At 51.9% G+C, this 23440-nt stretch carries 17 protein-coding genes; 5 read left to right on the top strand and 12 right to left on the bottom strand.

Annotated elements, in window-relative coordinates; genetic code table 11:
• Positions 1 to 11: 11 nt before the first annotated feature.
• From FHS30_RS06180 to leuC, 5 genes are all read right to left on the bottom strand, one after another.
• Positions 12 to 3149 (bottom strand): FimV/HubP family polar landmark protein, encoded by a 3138-nt coding sequence (locus FHS30_RS06180; protein WP_183909502.1) that lies wholly within the window; start codon positions 3147 to 3149, stop codon positions 12 to 14.
• Between the two features lie 499 nt (positions 3150 to 3648).
• Positions 3649 to 4758, bottom strand: coding sequence for an aspartate-semialdehyde dehydrogenase (gene asd, locus FHS30_RS06175; protein ID WP_183909500.1), 1110 nt, complete (start codon positions 4756 to 4758; stop codon positions 3649 to 3651).
• Positions 4759 to 4784: 26 nt separating this feature from the next.
• Entirely contained in the window at positions 4785 to 5858 is a 1074-nt protein-coding gene (gene leuB, locus FHS30_RS06170) for a 3-isopropylmalate dehydrogenase (protein ID WP_183909498.1), read from the bottom strand.
• A 62-nt stretch (positions 5859 to 5920) separates the two neighbouring features.
• Positions 5921 to 6577: a 3-isopropylmalate dehydratase small subunit gene (gene leuD, locus FHS30_RS06165; RefSeq protein WP_183909496.1), complete on the bottom strand. Its 657-nt coding sequence runs from the start codon at positions 6575 to 6577 to the stop codon at positions 5921 to 5923.
• A gap of 9 nt (positions 6578 to 6586) precedes the next feature.
• Entirely contained in the window at positions 6587 to 8020 is a 1434-nt protein-coding gene (gene leuC / locus FHS30_RS06160) for a 3-isopropylmalate dehydratase large subunit (protein ID WP_183909494.1), read from the bottom strand.
• 243 nt (positions 8021 to 8263) lie between these two features.
• Here leuC and FHS30_RS06155 point away from each other — a divergent pair, with 243 nt between their 5' ends.
• Complete coding sequence (locus FHS30_RS06155; protein ID WP_183909492.1) at positions 8264 to 9145, top strand: LysR family transcriptional regulator; 882 nt, start codon at positions 8264 to 8266, stop codon at positions 9143 to 9145.
• 78 nt (positions 9146 to 9223) lie between these two features.
• Positions 9224 to 9934, top strand: coding sequence for a TIGR04219 family outer membrane beta-barrel protein (locus tag FHS30_RS06150; protein WP_183909490.1), 711 nt, complete (start codon positions 9224 to 9226; stop codon positions 9932 to 9934).
• 68 nt (positions 9935 to 10002) lie between these two features.
• Here FHS30_RS06150 and FHS30_RS06145 read toward each other — a convergent pair whose 3' ends face one another.
• Positions 10003 to 11928, bottom strand: coding sequence for a beta-ketoacyl synthase (locus tag FHS30_RS06145; RefSeq protein ID WP_183909488.1), 1926 nt, complete (start codon positions 11926 to 11928; stop codon positions 10003 to 10005).
• Positions 11929 to 12219: 291 nt separating this feature from the next.
• Here FHS30_RS06145 and FHS30_RS06140 point away from each other — a divergent pair, with 291 nt between their 5' ends.
• Positions 12220 to 13206: a GlxA family transcriptional regulator gene (locus FHS30_RS06140; protein ID WP_183909486.1), complete on the top strand. Its 987-nt coding sequence runs from the start codon at positions 12220 to 12222 to the stop codon at positions 13204 to 13206.
• A gap of 82 nt (positions 13207 to 13288) precedes the next feature.
• On the opposite strand, the gene FHS30_RS06135 is transcribed toward FHS30_RS06140, so the two are convergent.
• Together FHS30_RS06135 and FHS30_RS06130 are read right to left on the bottom strand one after the other, a co-directional pair.
• Positions 13289 to 13936, bottom strand: a complete 648-nt coding sequence (locus FHS30_RS06135) for a class I SAM-dependent methyltransferase (RefSeq protein WP_183909484.1) — start codon at positions 13934 to 13936, stop codon at positions 13289 to 13291.
• Between the two features lie 12 nt (positions 13937 to 13948).
• Positions 13949 to 14398, bottom strand: coding sequence for an Hsp20 family protein (locus FHS30_RS06130; RefSeq protein WP_183909482.1), 450 nt, complete (start codon positions 14396 to 14398; stop codon positions 13949 to 13951).
• 373 nt (positions 14399 to 14771) lie between these two features.
• Between FHS30_RS06130 and FHS30_RS06125 the strand changes: the two genes are divergently transcribed.
• Both FHS30_RS06125 and FHS30_RS06120 read left to right on the top strand, forming a co-directional pair.
• Entirely contained in the window at positions 14772 to 15149 is a 378-nt protein-coding gene (locus FHS30_RS06125) for an HPF/RaiA family ribosome-associated protein (protein WP_183909480.1), read from the top strand.
• 126 nt (positions 15150 to 15275) lie between these two features.
• Entirely contained in the window at positions 15276 to 16202 is a 927-nt protein-coding gene (locus FHS30_RS06120) for a hypothetical protein (RefSeq protein ID WP_183909477.1), read from the top strand.
• A 3-nt stretch (positions 16203 to 16205) separates the two neighbouring features.
• Here FHS30_RS06120 and FHS30_RS06115 read toward each other — a convergent pair whose 3' ends face one another.
• The 4 genes from FHS30_RS06115 to FHS30_RS06100 all read right to left on the bottom strand — a co-directional run bounded on the left by FHS30_RS06115 (position 16206) and on the right by FHS30_RS06100 (position 23438).
• Positions 16206 to 16484: a hypothetical protein gene (locus FHS30_RS06115; RefSeq protein ID WP_183909475.1), complete on the bottom strand. Its 279-nt coding sequence runs from the start codon at positions 16482 to 16484 to the stop codon at positions 16206 to 16208.
• Positions 16485 to 16673: 189 nt separating this feature from the next.
• Positions 16674 to 19034 (bottom strand): hybrid sensor histidine kinase/response regulator, encoded by a 2361-nt coding sequence (locus tag FHS30_RS06110; protein ID WP_183909473.1) that lies wholly within the window; start codon positions 19032 to 19034, stop codon positions 16674 to 16676.
• 85 nt (positions 19035 to 19119) lie between these two features.
• Positions 19120 to 22770, bottom strand: a complete 3651-nt coding sequence (locus tag FHS30_RS06105) for an ATP-binding protein (protein WP_183909472.1) — start codon at positions 22768 to 22770, stop codon at positions 19120 to 19122.
• Complete coding sequence (locus FHS30_RS06100; protein ID WP_183909470.1) at positions 22770 to 23438, bottom strand: DUF4194 domain-containing protein; 669 nt, start codon at positions 23436 to 23438, stop codon at positions 22770 to 22772. Before FHS30_RS06100 ends, FHS30_RS06105 begins: the two co-directional genes overlap by 1 nt.
• Positions 23439 to 23440: the final 2 nt, after the last annotated feature.

Here is a 23440-nt window from a genome sequence, read left to right as displayed (position 1 = left end):
CAAGTCTAACGCTAACCAATACGCGACATTAGATCTTCAGCTTCGCCCTTCTGGGTATCATCGCCCTCTTCCAGGACTTCACTCAAGATATCACGGGCACCTTCACTATCGCCCATATCGATATAGGCGCGCGCCAAGTCTAGCTTGGTTGCAACCTCGTCGCTGTCGGCCAAAAAGCCCAACTCGGCATCTACACCGTCTTCGTCATCCTCAGATTCCGGCGTGTCTGCCATGGCCTGCTCAAACACATCATCATCGCTACTGCCGAGCGGTGGCAATTCATCTGCACCGTCCTCTATTCCAAGATCCGCGCTAATGTCGAACTCTGGCTCTTCTTCTGCATTGAGGGCTTCCGCAGATGGCGCACCCTGATCACCTGCATCATCCAGTGCAGCCAGATCGTCATCCAGATCCAAGTCGGCAGACAGCGTCTCCATCTCTTGATCCAAGGCCGCTAAATCTGCGTCGCCGAAGCCTTCCGCCATATCAAAATCATCGGCCTCAACGGTTAACGACTCTGGCTCGTCACCATCATCGCCAGTGTTGAGCGCTGCCGTGGCATCGACCTCAGCGTCTGACCCACCAGATAATTCCAGTTCATCCTCCAAAGAAAGGTCGAACATTTCATCATCTGCGGTGGATTCCGCTTCGCCCATATCGCCAAGGTTTACGGACAAGTCACCGTCGTCATCCAAATTTAAGGCAAAATCTTCATCGTCACTGGCGCTGCTAGAACTATCGGGTTGCGCCGCTGACAAATCGGACACATCCAGATCTAACAAATCTTCATCCGCTTGCGCAGACGCACCTGCGGCTAGATCGGTAACTTCAGGCTCCGCATCATCCAACGAGAGCGTAAATTCGTCGTCTTCCGTGGCAGAGTCTGCCTCGGTATCGAGCGTCAAGCCAAAGTCATCATCACCATCCAGCGATAGTTCTTCTAGCGCCTGCTTGTCCTCTTCGCTGTCTAAATCGAGGGTAAATTCGCCGTCATCATCCCCCAAATCAAGGCTAAACTCTTCTGCCTCTTCGCTATCATTGGTCCCTGCATCCAGGTTGAGCGATAATCCCTCGGTCTCAGCGGCACCGCCCTCATCCAAACCATCCAGATCAAAGTCCAGATCGCCCATCTCTTCGGCATCATCCAAATTGAGGGACAGCTCGTCGTGCGAATCTTCGGTAGCATTTAGGTCGCCAAAATCGGTGTCGAGATCTTCCAACCCCTCCAAGGCGCCAAAATCGTTATCCTCTGCGCCTTCTTCGGCGAGACTCAAAAGCGGATCTTCCTGAAGAATATCTTCCTGATCATCGGCTACGGCAGCAGCCGCACCTACCGCTGCCACCGCGGCAACCGTTTGCACTTGAGTGCGGTCAAATTCACCCGCACCCGGAATTGAATCGCGCAGCTCTTCAGCACGCTGCAGGGTTTGACCATCTGCGCTGCTGAGCAATCCGGCATAGTGCTGATCGAACGCCTCAAGGTTTTTCGTTTCTGCGTACACTTCGAGCAGCTTTAAGGTGACGTCTTCGCGACCTGGATCTTGCGCCAACGCCTTAACCAACATTTCCTCTGCTTGATCGTATTTGCCATACGCAATGTAGATATCCGCTTCGGCCGCGACATCGGCGGTCTCCGCCTCTGCACTTTCTACCTCTTCGTAGTCTTCAATGGCTTGCTCTTCATCAAGCTCATCCATTTCTGCTGGCATCTCGTCGGGCAGCGCGAAGGGGTCCACCTCGTCAGACTCAGCTTCAGACTCTTCAAAGAAGTCCAGTTCATCGTCTGCATCGGCAGCGTCGCTTTGCTGACGCTTCCAGAAGAACAGGCCACCCAACAATGCCAACAGCGCCAGCGCGATGTACAAAATGTTGTCCATCAGGGTGTCGACCAAGGATGGCTCCGGCTTGCTGGCAACCACTACATTGCTCGCCGCCGGCTTTGGCTGCGGCTGTTCTGCTTGGGTTGTCGGTGCAGGAGCCGCGGTTTCTGCGGGTGCGGGCTGCGCCACTGAGGGAGCTGCAGACTCTTCACCTTCAAGCCCTTTGGCCGAGGCCAACTGCAGCGCCCGCAACTGCTCGCTGGTCACTTCCAGCAAGCGCTCCATCGTCTCGATCTGACCTTCTAGATCTGAGACCCGGCCACGCAAATCTTCATTTTGACGCTGCGCTACACCCAGCTGCTCCTGCGCGATTGCCAATTCATTTTCGAGCGCTTCGACATTGCGACCACGCCCGCTGCCCGCGTTAACCTCCGTAGATGCGCTGCCGCTACTCAGCTGTACGCGCCCTTCTCTACCGCTAGCTCGATCGGACACCGAGCCGCTGCGACGACTGCCCTCAAGGGCCGCGCCACCGGTCCACTGACTGTTTTGATAAGCGACCTCATTGATCGCCTGACGCGTGCTCAACGAACTGATTTCATCCGCGGCAGGCAGGCGCAACACCTGGCCTTTTTTAAGCAGATTAATATTGTTGTTGATGAATGCATCTGGATTTAAACGCTGAATGGCTAGCATCGTCTGCTGAACCGAGTAGCTGCGATCTGGACGCGCCATCAGGGCGATATCCCAAAGCGTGTCGTTCGCGCGAACGGCATAATCGCCCGCCGCCGCTGCGCGTGGCTCCTGGCGAGGTTCAGGGCGCGCACTGGCCACCGGCTGAGCAGGCTGCACCGCTGGACGCGGCTTTACCGGCACCGCAGCAGGCGCAGATTGACTGGGTGCCGCCACGGCTTTTTGATTTTTCTCACTGAACGTTGGGAGGTCCATTAACACCGTGTATTCACGGAGCATACGCCCAGTGGGCCACTGAGTTTCCAACAGAAAGTTCAGGTAGGGCTCTCGAACGTTATCTTGCGTAGTGACTCGAATATGTGGGTTATTGGGATCATCCAAGACCACTTCGAACTTCATGCCGCTCAGAAAGAACAAGCGCTCAACATTAGCGCGTTCATAGGCTTCGCGCGAAGCCAACTGCACTATGATTTCTTCTTCACTCAGGTCGCGAACCTGGAGCAGCTTGATTTGAGCATCGAGCGGTTGATTCAATGCCGAGTTGAGCTTGATTTCACCCAATCCAAGGGCGAAACCCAGATTGGAGACCAGCGCTGCTGATACCCCAATTGATAAAGCCAACTTACGAAGACGCATATGACGATCCTTTTATTATCTCCCCGACTCTAGCTATACCGGAGCGTTTACACAGGCACCCACGGGCCCTTAAATCACTCAGCGATAATGCACTTGAGACGCCGGCGTAACGGTGGCTAACAGTCTCAGAGAGCCAAAACGGTCATGAAGTTAGACTACAAACCTAGAATATATCTTCAATAGTGCTCGTAAGTCTGCATTATAAATAGCTTTTTATCAACATTAGACCCGCTCAGAAACACGCCGGCGTGCCTTGATTGACATCCCTGCCCCCATCATTGTTTTCGATTGCAGGTGCAACCCAGCACTATAGTGCCAAGCTAAGCTAGCATCTGCGCTCGAAGTCACAGCTTTCATCGATCAGCGCTTGCACACTAAGCTTTTGATTTGTCGGATTTTTTTACTGACTACCGGATAGTACACGGCCTGCGGACCCCACAACGCCAAAGGGCCGCACGCTGCGACCCCTTGGTTTTTAGATAGTTTTGTCGACCCGCGCCTAATTTTCCAGCAAAACCCGCAACATGCGGCGCAACGGTTCAGCGGCGCCCCAAAGCAATTGGTCGCCAACCGTAAATGCCGACAAATACTCAGGCCCCATATTCATTTTCCGCAGTCGACCAACGGGAACCGACAGGCTGCCTGTTACTGCAGTCGGCGTCAGCTCAGCCAAGCTCGCAGCACGAGTATTGGGCACCACGCTTACCCAATCATTGGCCGACGCCAATATGCCTTCGATGTCAGCGAGCGGTAAATCACGGTTGAGCTTGATTGTCAGTGCCTGACTGTGACAGCGCATAGCGCCAATGCGCACACACAACCCATCAACAGCCAGCGGGCTTTCAGCTCGCCCCAGAATCTTGTTGGTTTCGGCCTGCCCCTTCCACTCCTCGCGACTTTGGCAATTGTCGAGCTGCTTGTCGATATAAGGCAGCAGGCTGCCCGCAAGCGGCGCGCCAAATTGGTCTACCGGAAAGGTGTCCGCACGCATGGCGCTGGCCACCTGCCTGTCGATGTCTAAAATCGCAGACGCGGGATCATCCAACAGGGGCTTAACTTCGCCGTGAATCTTGCCCATCTGCGCAATCAACTCGCGCATATTCTGCGCACCCGCACCGCTAGCAGCCTGATAGGTCATGGAGCTCACCCATTCCACCAAACCTTCTCGGTAGAGCCCGCCAATGGCCATCAACATCAAGCTCACGGTGCAATTGCCACCGATGAAATTTTTCACACCCCGCTGCAAGCCCTCTTTGATGACATCGAGATTTACCGGATCTAATACAATGAGCGCATCGTCCGCCATGCGCAGACTCGAGGCCGCATCGATCCAATAGCCCTGCCAGCCAGACTCACGCAGCGCATAGTAAACGCGCTGCGTGTAGTCCCCGCCCTGACAGGAAAGAACGACATCCATGGCTTTCAGCTCGTCAATGCTGTTGGCATCTTTCAACGGCGGCGCGTCTTTGCCAATATTCGGCCCTTTACCACCTACATTTGATGTCGTAAAAAATATCGGCTCGATATGGGCAAAATCTTGTTCTGCAACCATTCGCTCCATGAGCACTGAGCCCACCATGCCGCGCCAACCTACAAATCCAACTCGCATTTTCGTATTCAACCTACAACTAATAATTAAAGTGCAGCCACCACAGCATCGCCCATGGCTTCAGTGCCAACGCGCTGCATCCCCTCAGACATAATATCACCGGTGCGTAAGCCTTGATCCAACACCGCCGACACCGCCCGCTCGATGGCTTTCGCAGCATCTTCTTGGTCGAGGGAATAACGCAGCATCATAGCCGCCGACAAAATGGTCGCCAACGGATTGGCGACGTCCTGACCTGCGATGTCCGGAGCGGACCCATGGCAGGGCTCAAATAACCCGCGACGGTTTTTGTCGAGTGATGCAGAGGGCAGCATACCGATTGAGCCGGTTAACATTGCGGCGGCGTCGGAAAGAATATCACCAAACATATTGCCCGTAACTATCACATCGAATTGTTTTGGCGCCTTGACCAGCTGCATGGCTGCGTTATCCACATACATATGCGTCAATTCAACGTCGGGAAACTCAGGCGCTAGCCGGTCCATGACTTCACGCCACAACACCGTGACCTCCAACACATTGGCTTTGTCGACACTGCACAAACGTTTGCCGCGTTTCATTGCCATTTCGAATGCGTTGCGACCAATGCGCTCAATTTCACTCTCCGAATATTTGTAGGTGTTGTAACCCTCCCGCTCACCATCAGGTAATGTGCGAATACCGCGCGGTTCACCGAAATATATCCCGCCGGTGAGCTCGCGCACGATCAACAGATCCAATCCAGAAACCACATCGCGCTTAAGTGTGGAAGCGTCTGCCAATTGGGGATATAAAATTGCCGGCCGCAAATTTGCAAACAACTTCAATGACGATCGCAATTTCAATAAGCCCTGCTCAGGCCGTATGGCGCGACCGAGTTGATCCCACTTTGGGCCGCCCACAGATCCCATTAAAATAGCGTCAGCGGCAGCCGCTCGCGCCAGCGTTGCTTCATCCAGGGGCACGCCAAATGCATCAATGGCAGCGCCGCCCAACAGCCCCTCTTCAAACTGCAAACCCAATTGAAACTGTGCATTAATTTTATCCAGCACTTTGCGAGCTTGCGCCACTATTTCTGGCCCGATCCCATCGCCGGGCAATACCAACACCTGCTTACTCACTTATTCACTCCTTCACTCATGCCCACTGCGATCGCCACTAACAAAACAAACAGAGCTACGAATCAGTCGTTCGCCACAATTGCATCAAACAACCATGGCGCACTTGCGCGACGCTGCGCCTCGTAAGCGCGAATGGCGTCAGACTCCTGCAGCGTCAATCCAATATCATCGAGACCTTGCAGGAGGCACTGCTTGCGAAAGGCATCCACTTCGAAACTGTATTGTTCACCACTCTGCGTGCGAACCTGCTGCTCAGCCAGGTCCACCGTTAAGGTAAAACCTTCCGCTTCATACATCTGCAAAAATAACTGGTCTACTACGCTCTCACTCAACACGATGGGCAACAATCCATTTTTAAAACAGTTGTTGTAAAAAATATCGGCAAAGCTGGGCGCAATCACTGCTCGAAAGCCAAAATCATCCAATGCCCATGGCGCGTGCTCGCGACTTGAGCCACAGCCAAAATTTTTGCGGGCGAGCAAAATACTGGCACCTTGATAGCGCGCCTGATTGAGCGGGAAATCTGGATTGATTGGCCGATGACTGCAATCTTGATCGGGCCTGCCTTCATCCAGATAACGCAACTCATCGAATAGATTTTTTCCAAAACCCGTGCGTTTGATGGACTTCAGAAATTGCTTGGGAATGATCATATCGGTATCGACATTGGCCCGATCCATCGGCGCTACAATACCGCAAACAGTGGTAAACGATTTCATAGTCACTCCTTAATGATCCTGACCAGACAAAGTGCGGACATCAATAAAATGCCCCGCGATCGCAGCGGCTGCAGCCATAGCCGGACTGACTAAGTGGGTGCGCCCGCCATAGCCCTGCCGCCCCTCGAAATTGCGGTTCGACGTAGAGGCGCAATGCTCACCATTGCCCAATTTGTCGGCATTCATCGCCAAACACATTGAACAACCCGGCTCACGCCACTCGACACCGGCTGCGCGAATAATTTTATCCAGCCCCTCGGCCTCCGCTTGCGCCTTAACCAATCCAGAGCCAGGCACCACCATGGCCTGCTTCACGCTGGCCGCCACTTTTCGACCGTTCAATACCGCCGCCGCCGCACGAATGTCTTCAATTCTAGAGTTGGTACACGAGCCAATGAAAACCCGGTCTACCTTGATATCCGTGATTGGCTGCCCCGGTGCTAACGCCATATATTTCAGCGCGCGCTCGATGCTTTCGCGCTTGACCGGGTCGCGCTCTTGTTGCGGATCTGGGATATGAGCACCCACTGGCAACACCATTTCGGGTGACGTACCCCAACTCACCTGTGGCTCAATTTGGCTGCCGTCAATTATCACCACCTTATCGAAGGCGGCGCCTGCATCGCTGTGCAGTTGCATCCACTCCTCAACTGCCTGCGCCCACAAGTCTGCGCTCGGCGCATAGGGTCGGCCCTTGACGTAATTCAATGTAATTTGATCAACGGCAACCATGCCCGCCCGGGCGCCGGCCTCAATGGCCATATTGCAGACGGTCATGCGCCCCTCCATGGACATGGTTCGAAACACCTCGCCGCCAAACTCAATGGCGTAACCGGTGCCACCCGCCGTGCCGATCTCGGCAATGATGGCCAGCACCACATCTTTTGGGGTCACGCCTACGCCCAGGGTCCCATCGACCTGGACCAGCATATTTTTCATCTTTTGGGCCACCAAGCACTGGGTTGCCATGACGTGCTCAACTTCGCTTGTGCCAATGCCGTGCGCCAGCGCCCCCAAGGCGCCGTTAGTTGCCGTGTGGGAGTCTCCGCACACGATGGTCATACCTGGCAAGCAGGCCCCGGATTCAGGACCAATCACATGCACGATGCCCTGCCTGCGATCATTAATTTTAAATTCTACGATGCCAAACTCATCGCAGTTATCGTCGAGGGTCTGCACCTGAATCTTAGAAACCGGGTCTTCGATGCCAGCCACCCCCGCTGCTCGCTCTGCGAGTGTGGTTGGCACATTGTGATCGGGCGTGGCCAGCATAGAGTCCACGCGCCAGGGCTTGCGGCCGGCCAATCTGAGCCCTTCAAATGCCTGCGGGGTGGTTACCTCATGAATGATGTGCCGGTCGATATAGATCAACGCCGACCCATCGTCGCGCTGTTTCACCAAGTGGGCATCCCACAGTTTGTCGTACAACGTTTTTGCAGCCATGAAAACCTCGCTAATCCGCTAACGCCCGGTCAGCCAACATCCGGACACCGCAAAAGCACCCGCTACGGGTGCGCACTCTCGACAGCCAGTGTATGATCTCGAATGGCATTACTCAAATTCATAATTTTTATCCATTTGATTCCCATATGGAATACCCATATGGAATACATAGATACCTCCGAAAAATAGATACCCCCGAAAATAGAGACCCCCGAAAAAAGAACCCACTAGAGAAGTCACGAAATGGACACCCAAAGCTTGCAGGCACTTTGCGCCGTTGCCGAACTCGGCTCATTCTCGAAAGCTGCTCACCGACTGTTCCTGACCCAGCCAGCCATCAGCAAACGCATAGCGAATCTGGAACAGCAACTGAACTGCCAACTCTTCGACCGCATTGGCCGCAAAATACAACTCACCGAAGCGGGCCGCATTCTGCTGCCGAGGGCACGCCAAATTCTGACCTCCGTGGCCGACACTCAACGCGCCATTGACGATTTAAGCGGAGAGATTCGAGGCCAACTCGCCATTGCCACAAGCCATCACATCGGCCTGCATCGACTGCCCCCGCTACTTAAACAGTTCGCCGCCAAATTTCCAAAGGTCGAGCTAAACCTTCGATTTATGGATAGTGAGCGGGCCTATGAAGAGGTGGCCCAGGGGGATCACGACGTCGCGATCGTCACCTTAAGCCCTTCCAACACCGCTAAAATTTCATCAGAAACTTGGTGGCAGGATGAACTGGTGTTCACCTGCGCCGCTGAGCACCCATTGGCCAACACCAATCAACCTACCTTGCAGCAACTGAGTACGCACCCAGCGATATTGCCCGACGCCAATACTTACACCACCTTTTTGATCCAATCGCTGTTTGATCGCGCGGGCGTCCCACTCAACATCAGCATGACCACCCAATCTTTAGACACCATCAAAATGATGGTGTCCATTGGTCTCGGCTGGAGCCTGTTACCGCGCACATTGCTATCGGACGACCTGCACCAAATAGAGCCGGCAGACGCCACCCCAATCGTTCGCCAATTAGGCTGCATTCGGCATGCGCAACGGGACACCAGCAGGGCTGCGGCCGCATTTCAAACACTCTGTCGCTCACAAATTCAAGAAAAATAGACCTGCACACAGTGGCAAGATCGCTATAATGCGCGCCATCGAAATCGGTCAATCTGCACCGCCTTGTTGGAGTCCCCCATGCACTACCCAAAAAACCTCGCAGCACTACTTGCCTTAAGCCTCACCAGCACACCTGCCCTCGCCGACGCGCTCGGCTTACACCTAGGTATCGGCCAATGGTTAAACGATCCTGAAGGCAAAAATTTTAATTACACCCTGAACGACTTGAACCATAAGCAAAGCACCAATGCCTTTTACTACGCCGCCTTCGAGCATCCGGTTCCGCTACTGCCGAACGTGCGCATTCAATACACAAACCTTGATCACAAAGGAAACACCGAATTCCCCTCAATTGATGGCGGTGTATTGGTGAGCAGCCACACGCAACTAAGCCAAACCGATGCGATCGGCTATTACGAACTGCTGGACAATTGGATTAGCCTAGACGTGGGCGTGGGCGTGCGACGCTACACGGGCCGATCACGCATTGTCATTGATGACGTTAATACCAATAGCGAAAGCGCAGACACCTACCTGCCAACCTTGTATGGCGATGCGAATTTTGACCTACCCTTCACGGGTTTTTCTGTGGGTGCCAGCGTTCTCGGTGGCAGCTTTAACAGCAGTGAGTTCACTGAATTTAGCGCGCGCGTAAGCTACATGCTCGACAACATACCTTCGGTAGGCGGTGAGCTTGGCTTTAAAAAGTCAAACATATCGCGCATCAACGGCCTAGATTTAGATGGCGATTACTCTGGCCCCTACCTCACCCTTAAAGCGCACTTCTAGACTCCGTCTGACCGCGCAAAAAAAATGGCGCCACCGGCGCCATTTTTACTAAACCCAATAAATATGCGCTAGCTTAGCCAGTCCTTCATTGGGTTCGGCACCACTAATTCAATAGGCTTGGCAAAACCAGGCACAGTAATTTTACTGGCCGATATTTCCAACGCAGCCTCATCAATCATGCCTTCACCAAACTTGTAGATAGTGTCGAATTGCGCACGCGTGGCGCGCTCATCATAGGCCGCCGCCGCCGAACGGGTGGCTTCACGCTTTGCGCGATAGGCGCTAAACGCCGCTTCGCCATAACGCTTTTTCAACATGGATTCCACTAGGTTGGGGGATAAAACCGTTGCCGTGGCGTTGTTACCTCCAAATCCTTTAGAGTTTAAAAAGGCAACGTCCATGGTTTCTGCGCGACAGTCTAGATCTGCTGTAGGTATATTGAGGTGATCTGCGTGCACATCCTCAGCGATTCGACCTATCGTCTTGATGCCAGGAATAAAACCGTACTTAAACACACCTAACGTAGAAATTAATTGATCGGCACTGGCCGGCGCCAACGAATGCCCGACATAAGCCTTTACCGCAGCAATTGGCCAAGACTCAATACCAAACACCTCGGCCAAACGGTCAAATATCTCACTTTCAGTTACGCGATTAGCCGGCGTACTTGAGCCGTGCGCCTGTACAAAAGAATGCTTTTGCACGCGCTCCGCACCCAATAGATCAATTGCACTCGCCACGGATTTTGCCATCGTGATGTAGTTGCCAGGACCTGGGGCAGAAATGGATTTTTTAAAGCCATCCGCGTTGACGAACACTTCAGTTGCCGCACCGTGAATATCCGCACCTAGCTCTAGCGCAAGGGCATCATCCATCAAAATGACATATTGCGTGGATTCGGCGATAGTAAAGCCGGCGTTTTCACCGAATGGACGGCTCGCACGACGATGATCTGGCTCCGCATCTGCGGGCAGTCCATCGAGTTTGCGCAAATTCTCATCGCTGGCCAACGCCCCCATGGCACCGTAGCCATCGATTACCTCTGGCAATAGCGGCGCCTCCGCGTTGCCCACCATCGCCACTCGACGACGCCCCGCGGTAATGTCGTTCACCGCCGCCTGCAAGTTGTAAAGAAATGTGGCGCAAGCGCCCACGATGGCGCCCGTGTGTCCCACACTGCCCAAAACATAGGCATTGACGAAGTCAGCGGGCATGGTATTGAGCCCTAAAGGACACTGTTTAGCACTGACGCGGCCGCCTTTTAAGCGCTGCTGCATCATTCCACCGAAGCCATTTTCATCGAGCTGGCTCATGGCGTTGCTGGCGTAGACACCGATCTCATCCGGCTTAACCGCGTTGACTACAGTTGACCACTCAATGCCCAAGGAGTGCACCGCATCGGAGGCACCCACAATGGCAAACTGCAGTGCCCGCGGATGAAAGCGCGCATTGTAGTGATCGGCGGGATCGTAACCGCTCGGCAACTGGCCCGCCGCCTTGACGGGCATTTCGCGCGTACTGTCAATTTTAGCTTCGAGCATTTCGGTAATGCGAACGCGAACACGACCCGGTTCGCCCTCGACCGCCTCCACCTGCCAGGCACTGGGTAAAGGCTCGGGCAGATCGCGCTCACGAGTAATAAAACTCACCTCACCTTCCGGTGACAGCGGTACATTTTTATGCCATTCAGTGGCGTCCACATCAAAGTAGCGGCGCTCAAGCTTGCGGATCAGCGTCCCATCCAATGCCGCCTGCGTATATTTCGCCAAGACTGCGGCATCGTCGAGCAACTCATCGCTTGCCATATCAAGCCATTGACCTGAATCAACGTCAAAGCGAACCAGCTTCATCATGGCAATTAAGCCGAGAAGTGTTTGTGCTCGAGACTGCTCATCCAAACTATCAATCACAGTACGTCGGTAGGCGTGATGCCCAGAGCTGCGCCCAGCCGCGCTAAAACCGCCAAAACCTACAATTACAGGTAATCTCACCATGAGAAAACTCAACTCCTTCGTTGATTTGCCAGACACTGACGGGAGCAGTAAACGCAACCTTTCGCAGCGGTCTCGGCACTATAGGTGCGAGTGTAAGAACTCCTTGACGCCTTCTCTATGGCATTTCAGCCGTAAATTATGTATTTTTAGCCAACTTACCAGTTTATCCCTTGCCTGTGTCCATTTTGAGGCCCTAGGATAGCGGCCTTATCGGTCAAAAATTACAGGCAATTCAGCCAAACGCTTGTTTGCTGAATATTTGACCGCAACCACCCTCAACTTGTGACTGATATGCACCAAATCGCGTTCGTACTTTGTGAACATATGCTGGCCACCAGCACGACCCTACCCATGGAAATGCTAAAGGCTGCCGAAAGTGCTGCACTAAGCCAAGACCGGCAGGTTAAACGCATAGCCATCAATACCGTCGCCGTCGATCGAAGCCCCATTGTGACTCGCGCAGGCTTCGACTTGGCGCCTCAGTACGACTTAGATTCAGTGCCAAGACCGGACATGATCTTTATCCCGAGCCTGTGGCGAAACCCACGGCCAATTATCCGCAAAAACAGCGCACTGCTTACCTGGTTGCGGGAACAATATGAAAATGGCGTAACCATCAGCGCCGTGGGTACTGGCGTGTGCTTTCTAGCAGAAGCGGGACTACTTAATGACAAGGCCGCAACGACACACTGGTATTACTTTGACCAGTTTCAAAGAGACTACCCACAAGTTCACCTAAAGCGGCAGTACTTCATTGCCCAAGCCGGCAATCTCTACTGCGCAGCGAGTGTGAACGCACTGGCGGATCTAACTGTGCACTTTATTCAACGCATGTACGGCAAGCCTATTTCGCTACACGTAGAGCGACATTTCTCCCATGAAATTCGCCGCTCCTACGAAACCACAAGTTATTTCGATGGCGGAACACGGCACCATCCCGATGAAGAAATTATGCAGGCACAAATGTGGTTACAGGATAATTACGGTCGCGAAATCAAGCTGAGCTTGGTAGCAGAGCGCTTCGATATGAGCGTGCGTACATTCAATCGTCGCTTTAAAGCAGCCACTGGACAATCACCGCTGCAATACTTACAAGAGATTAGAATTGAAACTGCGAAGGACTTACTAAAAACCAGCAACCTTTCCATCAGCGAAGTAGCATTCAAAGTGGGCTACCACGACATGGGCCACTTCACCGGCCTGTTCAAAAAACTATTAGCTACGACGCCCTCAGAATACCGCACGACTGTCAGAGCTAAACTCTTTAGCGCAGTTTAACACTCGAGCACTAGCGACCAAAACAGTGTACATCGTCGTCCGATTGCGGGGCGACGTGTCCGACTAAAATCAAAGGGAGTCATCAGGTGCGTTTGGTAAAGATCACGACGTCTTTATCCGCGAAAGTTAGCTCTGCCTGCCAATGCCCTGCCAACCATTTGAAACTGGCCTCAGAGAAAAATGCTATGTGGGTGGGGTCATTCTTGTAGTGCCACCCCGCAAACGCCTCGACACTTTTTACACGCTTCGTCATCAACGCCAATTGGCCTTGCGACCTCACAAGTTGCCACATAGCCATTAGTGACAAGCCCGGTGCAGATAGGTGCTCAACGACCTCTGTTGCGGTGACAAAATCGTACTGGCACAAAAGCACTTGCTGGTTCGGGGCATAAAATTTATCGTAAACTTCTACCTGCATCCCTTGAGATCGCAGCCACTTTTGCAAAACTGGACCTGGACCACAACCGACATCAAGGCCGCGACTATTGGGCACCAAGCGATCCAGTAGTGGATCGCCTAAGCGCCGCAAAAATTGGAGATACCCTTGGTCTTCAAATGTGTTTTCATGCAGATCGTATTCCGCCCTTTCGCGCGGAAGTGACAAATGCCACTGGGCAGGAACGTACACCAATTGGCAATGCTGACATTGCCAATATTCACGATGTTTATCAATGAAGTACAAGGCGCCCTCAGCGTGCGAACACAGAGGGCAGTATTTATAATCTGTCAAAGGAAAATGAACTTAAGCAGCGTGTAGCGAGTGCTTTTTCTGCCCGTTAATTGCAATCGTTCTCGGCTTCATGGCATCCGGCAATTCTCGCACAAGTTCAATGTATAACAGCCCATTATCTAAGCTGGCACCCTCAACTTTTACATAGTCTGCCAGCTGGAAGCGCCGCTCAAAATTTCGCTCAGCAATACCTTGATGCAAATATTGCCCATTCGATTTTTCAACGCTCTTTTTACCTACAACGGTCAACTTTCCTTGATCAACTTTAATTTCAATTTCACTTTCAGCAAAGCCAGCCACGGCCATCGTGATACGGTAGGCATCTTCTCCGAGCAACTCAATATTGTAGGGAGGGTAACTCGACTGATTGGACTCCGCTTGTGACAGCGAGTCTAAAACACTTGCCAACCGGTCAAAGCCAATAGTAGAACGGTAAAATGGGGTTAGATCAAAATTACGCATAGTCTTATCCTCTTTTCGAGCAATAATTAATTGGGCTGATCCTAAGATCCAGCAATGTTGTGCCCCGAATTCGGCAGCACAAAGGAGATATATGGGGGGCTTTGAGTATTTCAACCCCTGCTCCACTCAAACTTTGCATTGGCCATCGCTCCCAACCAAAAATAACGCGCCCAACCAAAAATAAACTACCTTCAGTGCCGCCCTCTCAGGAGCCGGCATTGCAGCGGCTGTAGGAAAGCGAATGGGGATGCCCGCTATAGTTCAATAAATATATTTTCTGTCGGCGCGAAAAAAACAGTTGAATTTTCTCTCCGCAGTGACAATATGTATTTCAGGACGTCCTGAAAAGTCACGTAAGTAAAGGAGCACTTCTATGAAGTTGGCTGCGAATATTGTGTACCGAGATTTGGAAGCGTCACCGGCACTAAGTGCCACCATTGAGAAAAAACTTGATAAATTAGCGCGCCTCTCCGACCGCTTAGCGGTTCAACGAGTCGTAGTTACCGCACCTCATCAACACCACCACAAGGGCAGTGCATTCCACGTTAGCCTAGAAATGCAATTGCACGGCAAGCCCATTAATATCAGCCACGCCGAAGACAAGGCACCGATAGCCGTGCGAGAGGCTTTCGCTGCGGCTGAGCGAGCCATAAAGGCAGAGTCCGGCAAACAGCGCGCCAAACGTCACGTCGATAAAAATGACTGGCTCGCACCTGAAGCGGAACCTGAAGACCTAGACATCGCCAGTTGATACCAGAGCGTTTTGGTGCACCACGCTACTAGACTGGTGTACCAAATCATCCTGCCTACGCGTTGCTGAGCATTGGCGACTAGTGCTATGTTTACCACTGCAGCCTAGAGTCTTGAAGGGGATCTTATGCTCAGTGTGTACACACAATCTCAGCGCCGCTCTGCTCACGGACATCCACTACCCGCACAAGCGGCCAGCAAGCAGGCCATTGCGCCCACACTTTGCCTACTTTTTTTGTTGAATGTGTACGCCCCTGCGCTCAACGCAGCAGAGCTAGCCCCAGAATTTGAAGCGGATCGCTTATTGCTTGCAACTGAGCAAGCCCTTTCAGCCAATGCCTATACACCCGCCCAAGGGTACCTTAACGAAATCACCAAATTAGGTGTAAAGCCTCCAAACGAATATTATTATTTTCTAGGCAGGGTTTTAGCTAATCAAAGTCAGTACGATGACGCCGTCAAAAACTTTACTCGCTATGTCAATAACGCGGGAAAAAAGGCGCGCTTTTATCATGAGAGCCTCACTGCCATTACCGAACTGGAGCAACACCAACACGCCAGCGCACCCACAAACCATCAATCACAACGGTTACAATGGGGGGGCGTCATCGACGGGCAAACAGACGAACAGTACACACAGAGATTACTTAAGCTCTACAAAACACAGCAAGATATCACAGCCCTTTCGCGCCACATCAATAGCCTCTTGAAGTTTTATGCGCTACCTAACTCAGCCAACTCTACGATCGAGCCATCCGGTTATTACCAGCTAAACGTCAGGGGAAGTCGCATTGCCACCGTGCTATTACAAGACCCGGACGCCAATACTGAACAACGCGCAGCTAAGATTACCGGTTACCAATTCAGCGTGTACGGCATTAATCCATACATGAAAGCCACATGCGGAAAAAGCTTAGAGGTCGGTCAGGCTTGCTGGTTTAACAAACCTGAGTCCTCAGAGCCGTGGCTGGTTTTACAGGCAAACTTAGTCGGCGCTACCGAACTGGAAAAGGCGCTGTCAGTTCTTATAAAAACCATCCAGCGCAATAGCTAGCCGTTAGGCTGAGGCGCGACGATTTGGCAGCACCATGCAGTCTGGCTGATAGCCAGGCTCTAGGATTTGCAAATAGGTCAACTGATCTTGATCCAAATAGGTCACCAAAAACAATTTGGCGAGGTCGGGATAGCCACGAACGTCCGGCGCCGACAGCAGCTCTTCATTTTCGCCAAATCCCAACCACAGGCGAGTTGCCGAGAAATAGATCAGTCGGCTTAGACCAAAATGGCGGTGGTAAATTTCTCGGACAGTGAGTCCAGCGGTATTAAAATAGGACATTTGCCTTGCTCCTTGGCTGGGGTCGCCCCCGCTCCATTTTTTCTAACAAATTCAGATAGTTAGCTTAAAAATGCCATTGTAGTCGTCGGACCCCAGCGCAGTGTCTGGCGCCGAGTAAAACCACAACTTGGTACGTGAGCACATATTAGATCAATCCTTGTACACGGTAAAGCCATGAAGTGGGGGTTTTTAGATGTTTTGTACCACTTGCTCGACCCCTTTTAGAGCCTGCGCTAAACGGCTAGATTGAATAGGCTTACTCAAATGGTCATTCATACCGGCTGCACGGCATTGCTCACGGCTGTGGGGTTGAACATGTGCTGTCAACGCCCAGATAGGCAGCTGAAACCAACCCTGCTCTACGCACAGTGCGCGTAGGCGACGTGTAGCTTCAAATCCATCCATCACCGGCATATCGCAGTCCATTAAAACCAAATCAAAGCGTCCGTTTCGGCTTTTAAAAATTGCCAATGCTTGCTCTCCGTCCTCAGCCAGAGTCACTAGATGGCCCATGCGCTCCAACATTTTTTGGACCACCACTTGATTAACCCGGTTATCTTCTGCCACCAAAATGTGTAATTGGCTTTGAAAGCGCACCTGACCATCGGCTTCCGACACCACCAGCTCGGCGGCATCCACGGGCTTTAAGCTGACGCTTATCCAAAAGCTAGCACCATCTCCCGGCAAACTGGTCACCCCGATTTTGCCACCCATTAATTTTACCAACTGCTTACTGATATATAGCCCCAGCCCTTTGCCCCCACCGGATGGATTTTCGTAGGTACTGGCATCAGCTTCAAATAGATTGGCCGCACTGTCCATGTCAATACCCGGGCCGGTATCGCGCACAACAAATTTCAATCGATTTGGGTTGGAGGGGTCAGGCGATCGAGTCACTTTTAATACCACGTCCCCGCGTTGCGTGTGTTTACATGCATTGGATAAAAAGTTCATTAACACCTGCTGCAATCGCGCTTTATCACCCACAACAAATAGCGGCACATCCTCGGCAATCACACACTGCAATAGCAGGTCTTTATCCACCACCTTTGGCTTAAACGCATTAACACACTCTTCACAAAGATGGTGAAGATTAAAACTCACTTCTTCTAGCACAATTTTTTGTGTTTGAATTTTTGCCAAATCGAGCAGATCATTTATGATGCCTAACAATGCTGAACCCGACTGGTAGATTAGATTGTTATACTGTCGAGCCGTGTCTGAATTTAAATGTTCACGTAACAGCTCCGACATACCCAGTATGCCGTTCATTGGCGTACGTATCTCCTGTGAAACGCGCGCTATCAAATCTGATTTAGTCTGGTTTTCGTGGACGACCTGCTCTCTCGCCTCCTGTAAAAACTGAATGCGTGATGCTAACGCCAACGCTAACAACATCATTTCAACTATCGCACTCAAACGAAACCATGGCATAAATTGACTTACACCAACATTCTCTCCCCCTAAAATAATCGCGGAAATAAGAACTACAAACACACACAACAGCGACCACGCTAATGTGTAGTACTTGGCATAGCCATAGCCCTGCCTCCACATGTAGCCGCCAGCACCTAGGAAGCTAACGAAGGAAATCAACGCGGTGACCATCGACAATTCGAACAAGTAATGTGTGCTAACAAATGGCGACAGCAACAAAGGAATCGCGCAAATAACGAGCAACACTTGAAAATAGGTATATAAAGCCGGAGCACGATCTTTGAGCGACAAAAAACTCAAAGTAAACGCACACCCGAACAATTGCGTAAGTGCAGACCAAAACACTTGGTTGGTGATATTGGTAATCGAAAATTGCGGCAGCACATAGGAAAAGGTGGTGCCATCAATTGCCGCAAACAGGAGGGTGAAAGATACGGCGAACCCCACATAATAAAGATACGATGGATCACGCAAAGCGAAAAACAAAAAGAGGTTGTAAAAAATCATCGCGAGCGCGATGCCGTAATAGATGCCAGAGTAGGCGCTTTGTTTCGCAGACTGCAGATGGAAAGTCGACTCATCCTGCAATTGGATCGGTAGATCTAGCCAGCCAGTGGTGTTGACGCGCATCCAGAGAACAATTGACTCACCTGCGCTAAGGCGCAGTGGCACCACATAATCCGCGTGCGGAAATATCCGCTCAGACACCGGCACGGAAGACGCAAAACTAACGTGTTCTAAATCGCGATCTTGGCGCACCATATAAATGTCAAGCGCATCTAAACTCGCATTTCTAGCGGATAGAAACCAACGCTCTTCAGGCCCAGAATTGTGCAAATTCAAGTAAAACCACACGGGGTGACTGACGTTGCCTAACGTAGCATCTGTATCGGTCACTTGCTGCCAGTGAGAATCCTGGCCGACCAATTGAATGGCCCTGAAGTCAACGCCACCACTCAAATCTTCAAAATAGAGCATGTGTCGACTCACCGACATGTCCAGCGGCGAGCTGGCAATCGAGAGCGCCGGCTGATCTACTGCCACGAGCTGCCCACGGCTATGGTCAGCCAAAAACAACAGCAAAACGCCTATGAATCCGAGTTTTAGCCACATTGCGCGACGCCCTGCTCTCCTACCCTCAATTCACTAAGCCTAGGGCAGGCTAACAAGGTGCGCAAATATCAGGAAAAGCCCTGTGCTAGAGCTCTGAGACTAGTTGCTCGGCATCTGGGGTGATACCCGCCAGCTCGTCCAGAAAATCGATGCTGGCCTGGTGCTTCAATGCTTGACGGTGCTGGTCCATAAGATTGCGCACCGCCTCTCGATTCAAGACTTGCCGATCTACCAGTACCCGCGAGTGGAGTTCACCGATCGGCTGCGCGGTAGCACATTTACTAAACACAAATTGATTGCTGATGAGGTCTAAAAAAGGACCTGACTTGCTTGAGGGCATAATAAACATCAGCTGAAGCCCCAGAGACTCCGTTAGATACCCGATGACCTCCTTGGATCGATGCTCGTCCATTTTGCTAAAGGCCTCATCCACAAGCACCATCCGCAGATGGTTTCGCCCTTCATTGAAACGAAATGCAGAGGTAATGGCGGCACTTCGAATAATATAAGCAGGCGTTTCTAGCTGCCCTCCAGAACCAGTACCATATTGGCTCAATGCGATGGGCGCCTTGCCCTCAGGCTCCTTGTAGATTTCGTAACGTCGGTAATTTCGATAATCCGCTAAACGCGCAAGCTCTTTTAATGCCTGTTGCTCATTGTCATCCAACAACATAGACATCAACTTGTCACGCACCCGCTGATGCTTCTTATCAAGCCGCATTTCAAATAGCGACTCGCCATCACCCAGCGCAGGATTGTCGATAACAGCCTTAAAAAACTGCCAGTATTCTTTAAATTCAGGCACCCAGCTATAGCCAAAATAAAAGCGCTCGCGGTCTGCGCCAAATCGATGGCTCTCGAGTTCCAAATTAAGTTGCTCTAAGGTCTGCTTTCCATCATTGATGGATTGATAAATTGCATGGCAAAGGTTGGTAACGAAGGCATTATTGAAACTGTGGCGCATTGCGCTGATGTCTGCTTGCCGATTTGCCAAAATATTATTCTTCAGTCGATTGTACAAACCGTCCAATTGTCGCTGCAGCTGGCATACCGCGCGAAAATTGTGCTCCTCGGCAAGGGCCCCTAAGTTGGGCTCGAACAACAACCGATCTTGCGCCTGCGCATCTAGATTATGCTCCATTAGCACACTGTCTATGCGACGGAGAACTTTGCCCAGCCCCATGTGTATTTCTTCTCGCTCGGCATCCAATTGCTGGATAGTCCGCTCAGCCGCCCAACTATCGGCCTCCTCTATAGCGAGTTCCACGTTGAAGTCCCGCCATAAACCTGCCACCGCGCCGAGGTTGTCCTCCGCCGATTCCAAGGTAGCCAGCGTATCATCCTGCTGATCGTTTAAGCGCTTACAGTCGGCGTCAACGGTTCGCCGCTCCGCCTCAAAATCAATACGCTCATCTTGCAGCGATTCAATTTTTTGCTTTTGCTCAGAGAGCTGTGTTTGTACCGCTGCGATAGCATCTGCAAGCGCGCCATGATCGTCTAGCGACAAGCGCTCGAGCCGTAAACCCACCGCATCAAGCTCACGTTGAAGCTCCAATAGATTTTGCAGGGTATCGGCATAACGACAAGGAGCCAAGGGATTCACCAATGCCATCAATGATTGCAAATTTTCTACGGCATTGCGCGAGGCGGCCTGCGCAGATAGCAATCCGTCCAACTCCACTTGCTTTGCATTGCGCGCACGCGCGCGCGCCGTATGGCCAAAAACCAAATCTGCATCATCGATATCGCAACGAAACATTGCATAATTGGCGGCGCCCAGCGCGTCGATGGTAATGCCTCGACGAACCCCTTTAAGGGCCTCAGCACTGCCAACACGTTTTACTTGGCCATAGCTGGCCAACATATAATGGCGAGCAATGTCGTGACTAAAGGTGAGTACTGCGACAAGTGAATCTGCATCTTCAAACACGCGTTCAGCATCGGCTCTTGCCTTGCTACCCTGAATAACGCGAGCGCGATTGTCCCGCCCAGGTAAATTCCGCAACAACTTGATAGCCTCAGCTTCAAAGTCAGGCTCCACTAAAATGCCAAAACGTGCGCCCCCAATGTAGCCCTCGATTGCCGCTTGCCATTCCGGATCGGTGACCTCGATGTGATCACAAAGCACACGAGCGTCAGCCTCCGGCAAATGCCGTTGGATAGCGTCTAACGCGGTGCGAACATATGCTGGATAACTGACCTGCTGGCCATCGAGCTGGGCAATTTCTGCCTGTTTTACCTGTACTTGACGCTCCAGCTTCTCCAACAACTGCCGCTCACGATCGAGATCGCGCCGCAATGTACTTAACAGACCTTCCGGTGCCAGCCATAAATCCACCCAAGCATTGTGCTGTTGCTGTATCGCTTGCGCGTTGTCGAGATGTTGCTCCAGCGGACTGATATCAATCCAATCTTGATTCGTTAACTCATGCAGTGCCACAGGCTCGCCGCGCTGTCGAGTGGCGACGTCATTGAGCAACTTCTTTGTCGCCGCTGATTGCAGTCCGGGCCATGCCTGCGGCGCTACTGAAAGCTTTGCCAAGCGCTCTGCCGCACTCTGTGCCTGCTTGATTTGATTAATATCAGTAAGCAGCGGCACGGCACCTTTATGGATCGCCTGCTCAAGTTTTTCTCGCTGCGCATCCAGCGCAACTTTGTCTCGCAATGCGGGAACCTGAAGCTGCTGCAAATGCAGATCATTTAATTCTTGCTGCAATACCGACAATCGATCTCGGGCGACGTCCGCATCGCGCACGTTGGCATCTAACTTCCCAACCAATTCTGTTTGCCGGCGTTTGGCGCGAAGGTAGCGATCCTGGCTCTCGTTATACTGTCGGCGCGCCCCAGCATAGCGTAGCTTTTGCATGGCCAACCATTGATCGATAAAGGTATCCGCACTGTCGCGTGCGCCTTTGAGCCGCTGCGCGCTCAATTGCAAGGCACGGGCATCAGCCTCCATGGTATGGATGCGTTTCAACATGGAGGATACATCGCGCACTGCATCGCCCATATCCTTTGGCTCTAAGATTTCATTGGCAACAAAATCGTCAATAGCGCGTATGGGTTTGTAGGCCATAAAACGCGAGAATGCTCTTGCAGCGTTCATCGCCTCACGCTCAGAGACGGCGTCAGAACGACCACGCAACGCGCCATACAAGCGGCACAAATAGGTTTTTTTACGCTCGTATCGCTCGACAGCACCAGTGCCAAACAAGGCTTTTAGTTGCGGAAATATTTGATCCGTAGGTACCACATAGCGCCCCGCTTTATCTTCACGCACCAACTCTGCAAGGCTTAGCTTTACATCGGGCAACACATAAAAATCGAGACTGTCGAGCCGAGCGGTTTTGAGTTTTCCACTGGTTTCAACGAACGCGCTCATTGCCAACAGCGCCGTAAAGGGCTCTGCGTCTTCGCCGGCGTGGGGGACAAACACCGCTGCAAGGTACCCAAAAGCAGACTCGGGGCGCGCATAGGCGCCGTCATCACACCCCAATACGTAAGATGCTAGTGTACGAACCTGCTTGCCGCCACGCCCTCTTTGGGTTGACTCATCTTGACCCGGATTGAAATGAAACAACCCATCGTGAGCCGCGGTCATGACTGTTTGAATTGCGTCTGCCGCAGTGGTCTTGCCAGAGCCATTACCACCTGAAAACAAATTCGTCGGCCCGAATTCAAACTCGCCGTTTGGAATATTGCCCCAATTAACGTATATAAATTTTTGCAAAAACATCAGTCTGACTCCTGCACCAACGCTGGCTCAATTTCAGAGCTTGATAATTGAGTCAAAACATCTGGCGTAACCAACGTCAAAATCATTGGTCGAATAATTAACCAGCTGTCACCTTGCTGAAGATCGGCGTCCGCAGCCATGCGAATGACTCGCAATTGCCTCAACTGACGAAACAGTGCACGCCGCTCCAATAAGTTGTCCGGCAGGCTACGACCCAAAAGGTTTTTAAGCGATAAATTTAACGCCTCCAGTGCCAAACTGGCACACCCTTTTTCGTCAATCTTTGCTTCGCGCAGACTTCTTTCATACTCCACCGCCAGAACCAGCGTTACCGCCACCACCATAGGAGGCAAAGGCGCCCGCAGGCCACCACCAAAAGGCGGCTCTTCCAACTCGTCATCCACACCAGGAATCCTGGAGCCCGGCGGAACCAACCGCACATACTCAAACTGGGAATCGTGATGAAAACGAATACCCGCAATGGAAAAATAGTCATCCAACAGCGGTTCTATTCGCAAAAATAAATCATAGAACTCTGCTTCAATCTGACTTTCATCACGGCAAACCACTCCGTAATCCAGCAATCTCTGAATTAATTGTTGGCACTGGGTTGCACTGACGTTACATTTTTGCAATGCGATTTCTAGCGGCTCAGAGAACAACGTCATAA

This window comes from Simiduia aestuariiviva, assembly GCF_014192475.1.
Taxonomy (GTDB): domain Bacteria; phylum Pseudomonadota; class Gammaproteobacteria; order Pseudomonadales; family Cellvibrionaceae; genus Simiduia; species Simiduia aestuariiviva.
This window is presented reverse-complemented; position numbering and strand designations above follow the sequence as displayed.

What these genes read in the sequence shown, in the direction of transcription:
- FHS30_RS06105 (WP_183909472.1), bottom strand. Translation starts at nt 22,770, where the DNA reads ATGTTTTTGCAAAAATTTATATACGTTAATTGGGGCAATATTCCAAAC.
- FHS30_RS06155 (WP_183909492.1), top strand. Translation starts at nt 8,264, where the DNA reads ATGGACACCCAAAGCTTGCAGGCACTTTGCGCCGTTGCCGAACTCGGC.
- FHS30_RS06150 (WP_183909490.1), top strand. Translation starts at nt 9,224, where the DNA reads ATGCACTACCCAAAAAACCTCGCAGCACTACTTGCCTTAAGCCTCACC.
- FHS30_RS06110 (WP_183909473.1), bottom strand. Translation starts at nt 19,034, where the DNA reads ATGTGGCTAAAACTCGGATTCATAGGCGTTTTGCTGTTGTTTTTGGCT.
- FHS30_RS06115 (WP_183909475.1), bottom strand. Translation starts at nt 16,484, where the DNA reads ATGTCCTATTTTAATACCGCTGGACTCACTGTCCGAGAAATTTACCAC.
- FHS30_RS06100 (WP_183909470.1), bottom strand. Translation starts at nt 23,438, where the DNA reads ATGACGTTGTTCTCTGAGCCGCTAGAAATCGCATTGCAAAAATGTAAC.
- FHS30_RS06130 (WP_183909482.1), bottom strand. Translation starts at nt 14,398, where the DNA reads ATGCGTAATTTTGATCTAACCCCATTTTACCGTTCTACTATTGGCTTT.
- leuC (WP_183909494.1), bottom strand. Translation starts at nt 8,020, where the DNA reads ATGGCTGCAAAAACGTTGTACGACAAACTGTGGGATGCCCACTTGGTG.
- FHS30_RS06180 (WP_183909502.1), bottom strand. Translation starts at nt 3,149, where the DNA reads ATGCGTCTTCGTAAGTTGGCTTTATCAATTGGGGTATCAGCAGCGCTG.
- FHS30_RS06120 (WP_183909477.1), top strand. Translation starts at nt 15,276, where the DNA reads ATGCTCAGTGTGTACACACAATCTCAGCGCCGCTCTGCTCACGGACAT.
- FHS30_RS06145 (WP_183909488.1), bottom strand. Translation starts at nt 11,928, where the DNA reads ATGGTGAGATTACCTGTAATTGTAGGTTTTGGCGGTTTTAGCGCGGCT.
- leuD (WP_183909496.1), bottom strand. Translation starts at nt 6,577, where the DNA reads ATGAAATCGTTTACCACTGTTTGCGGTATTGTAGCGCCGATGGATCGG.
- FHS30_RS06125 (WP_183909480.1), top strand. Translation starts at nt 14,772, where the DNA reads ATGAAGTTGGCTGCGAATATTGTGTACCGAGATTTGGAAGCGTCACCG.
- asd (WP_183909500.1), bottom strand. Translation starts at nt 4,758, where the DNA reads ATGCGAGTTGGATTTGTAGGTTGGCGCGGCATGGTGGGCTCAGTGCTC.
- FHS30_RS06140 (WP_183909486.1), top strand. Translation starts at nt 12,220, where the DNA reads ATGCACCAAATCGCGTTCGTACTTTGTGAACATATGCTGGCCACCAGC.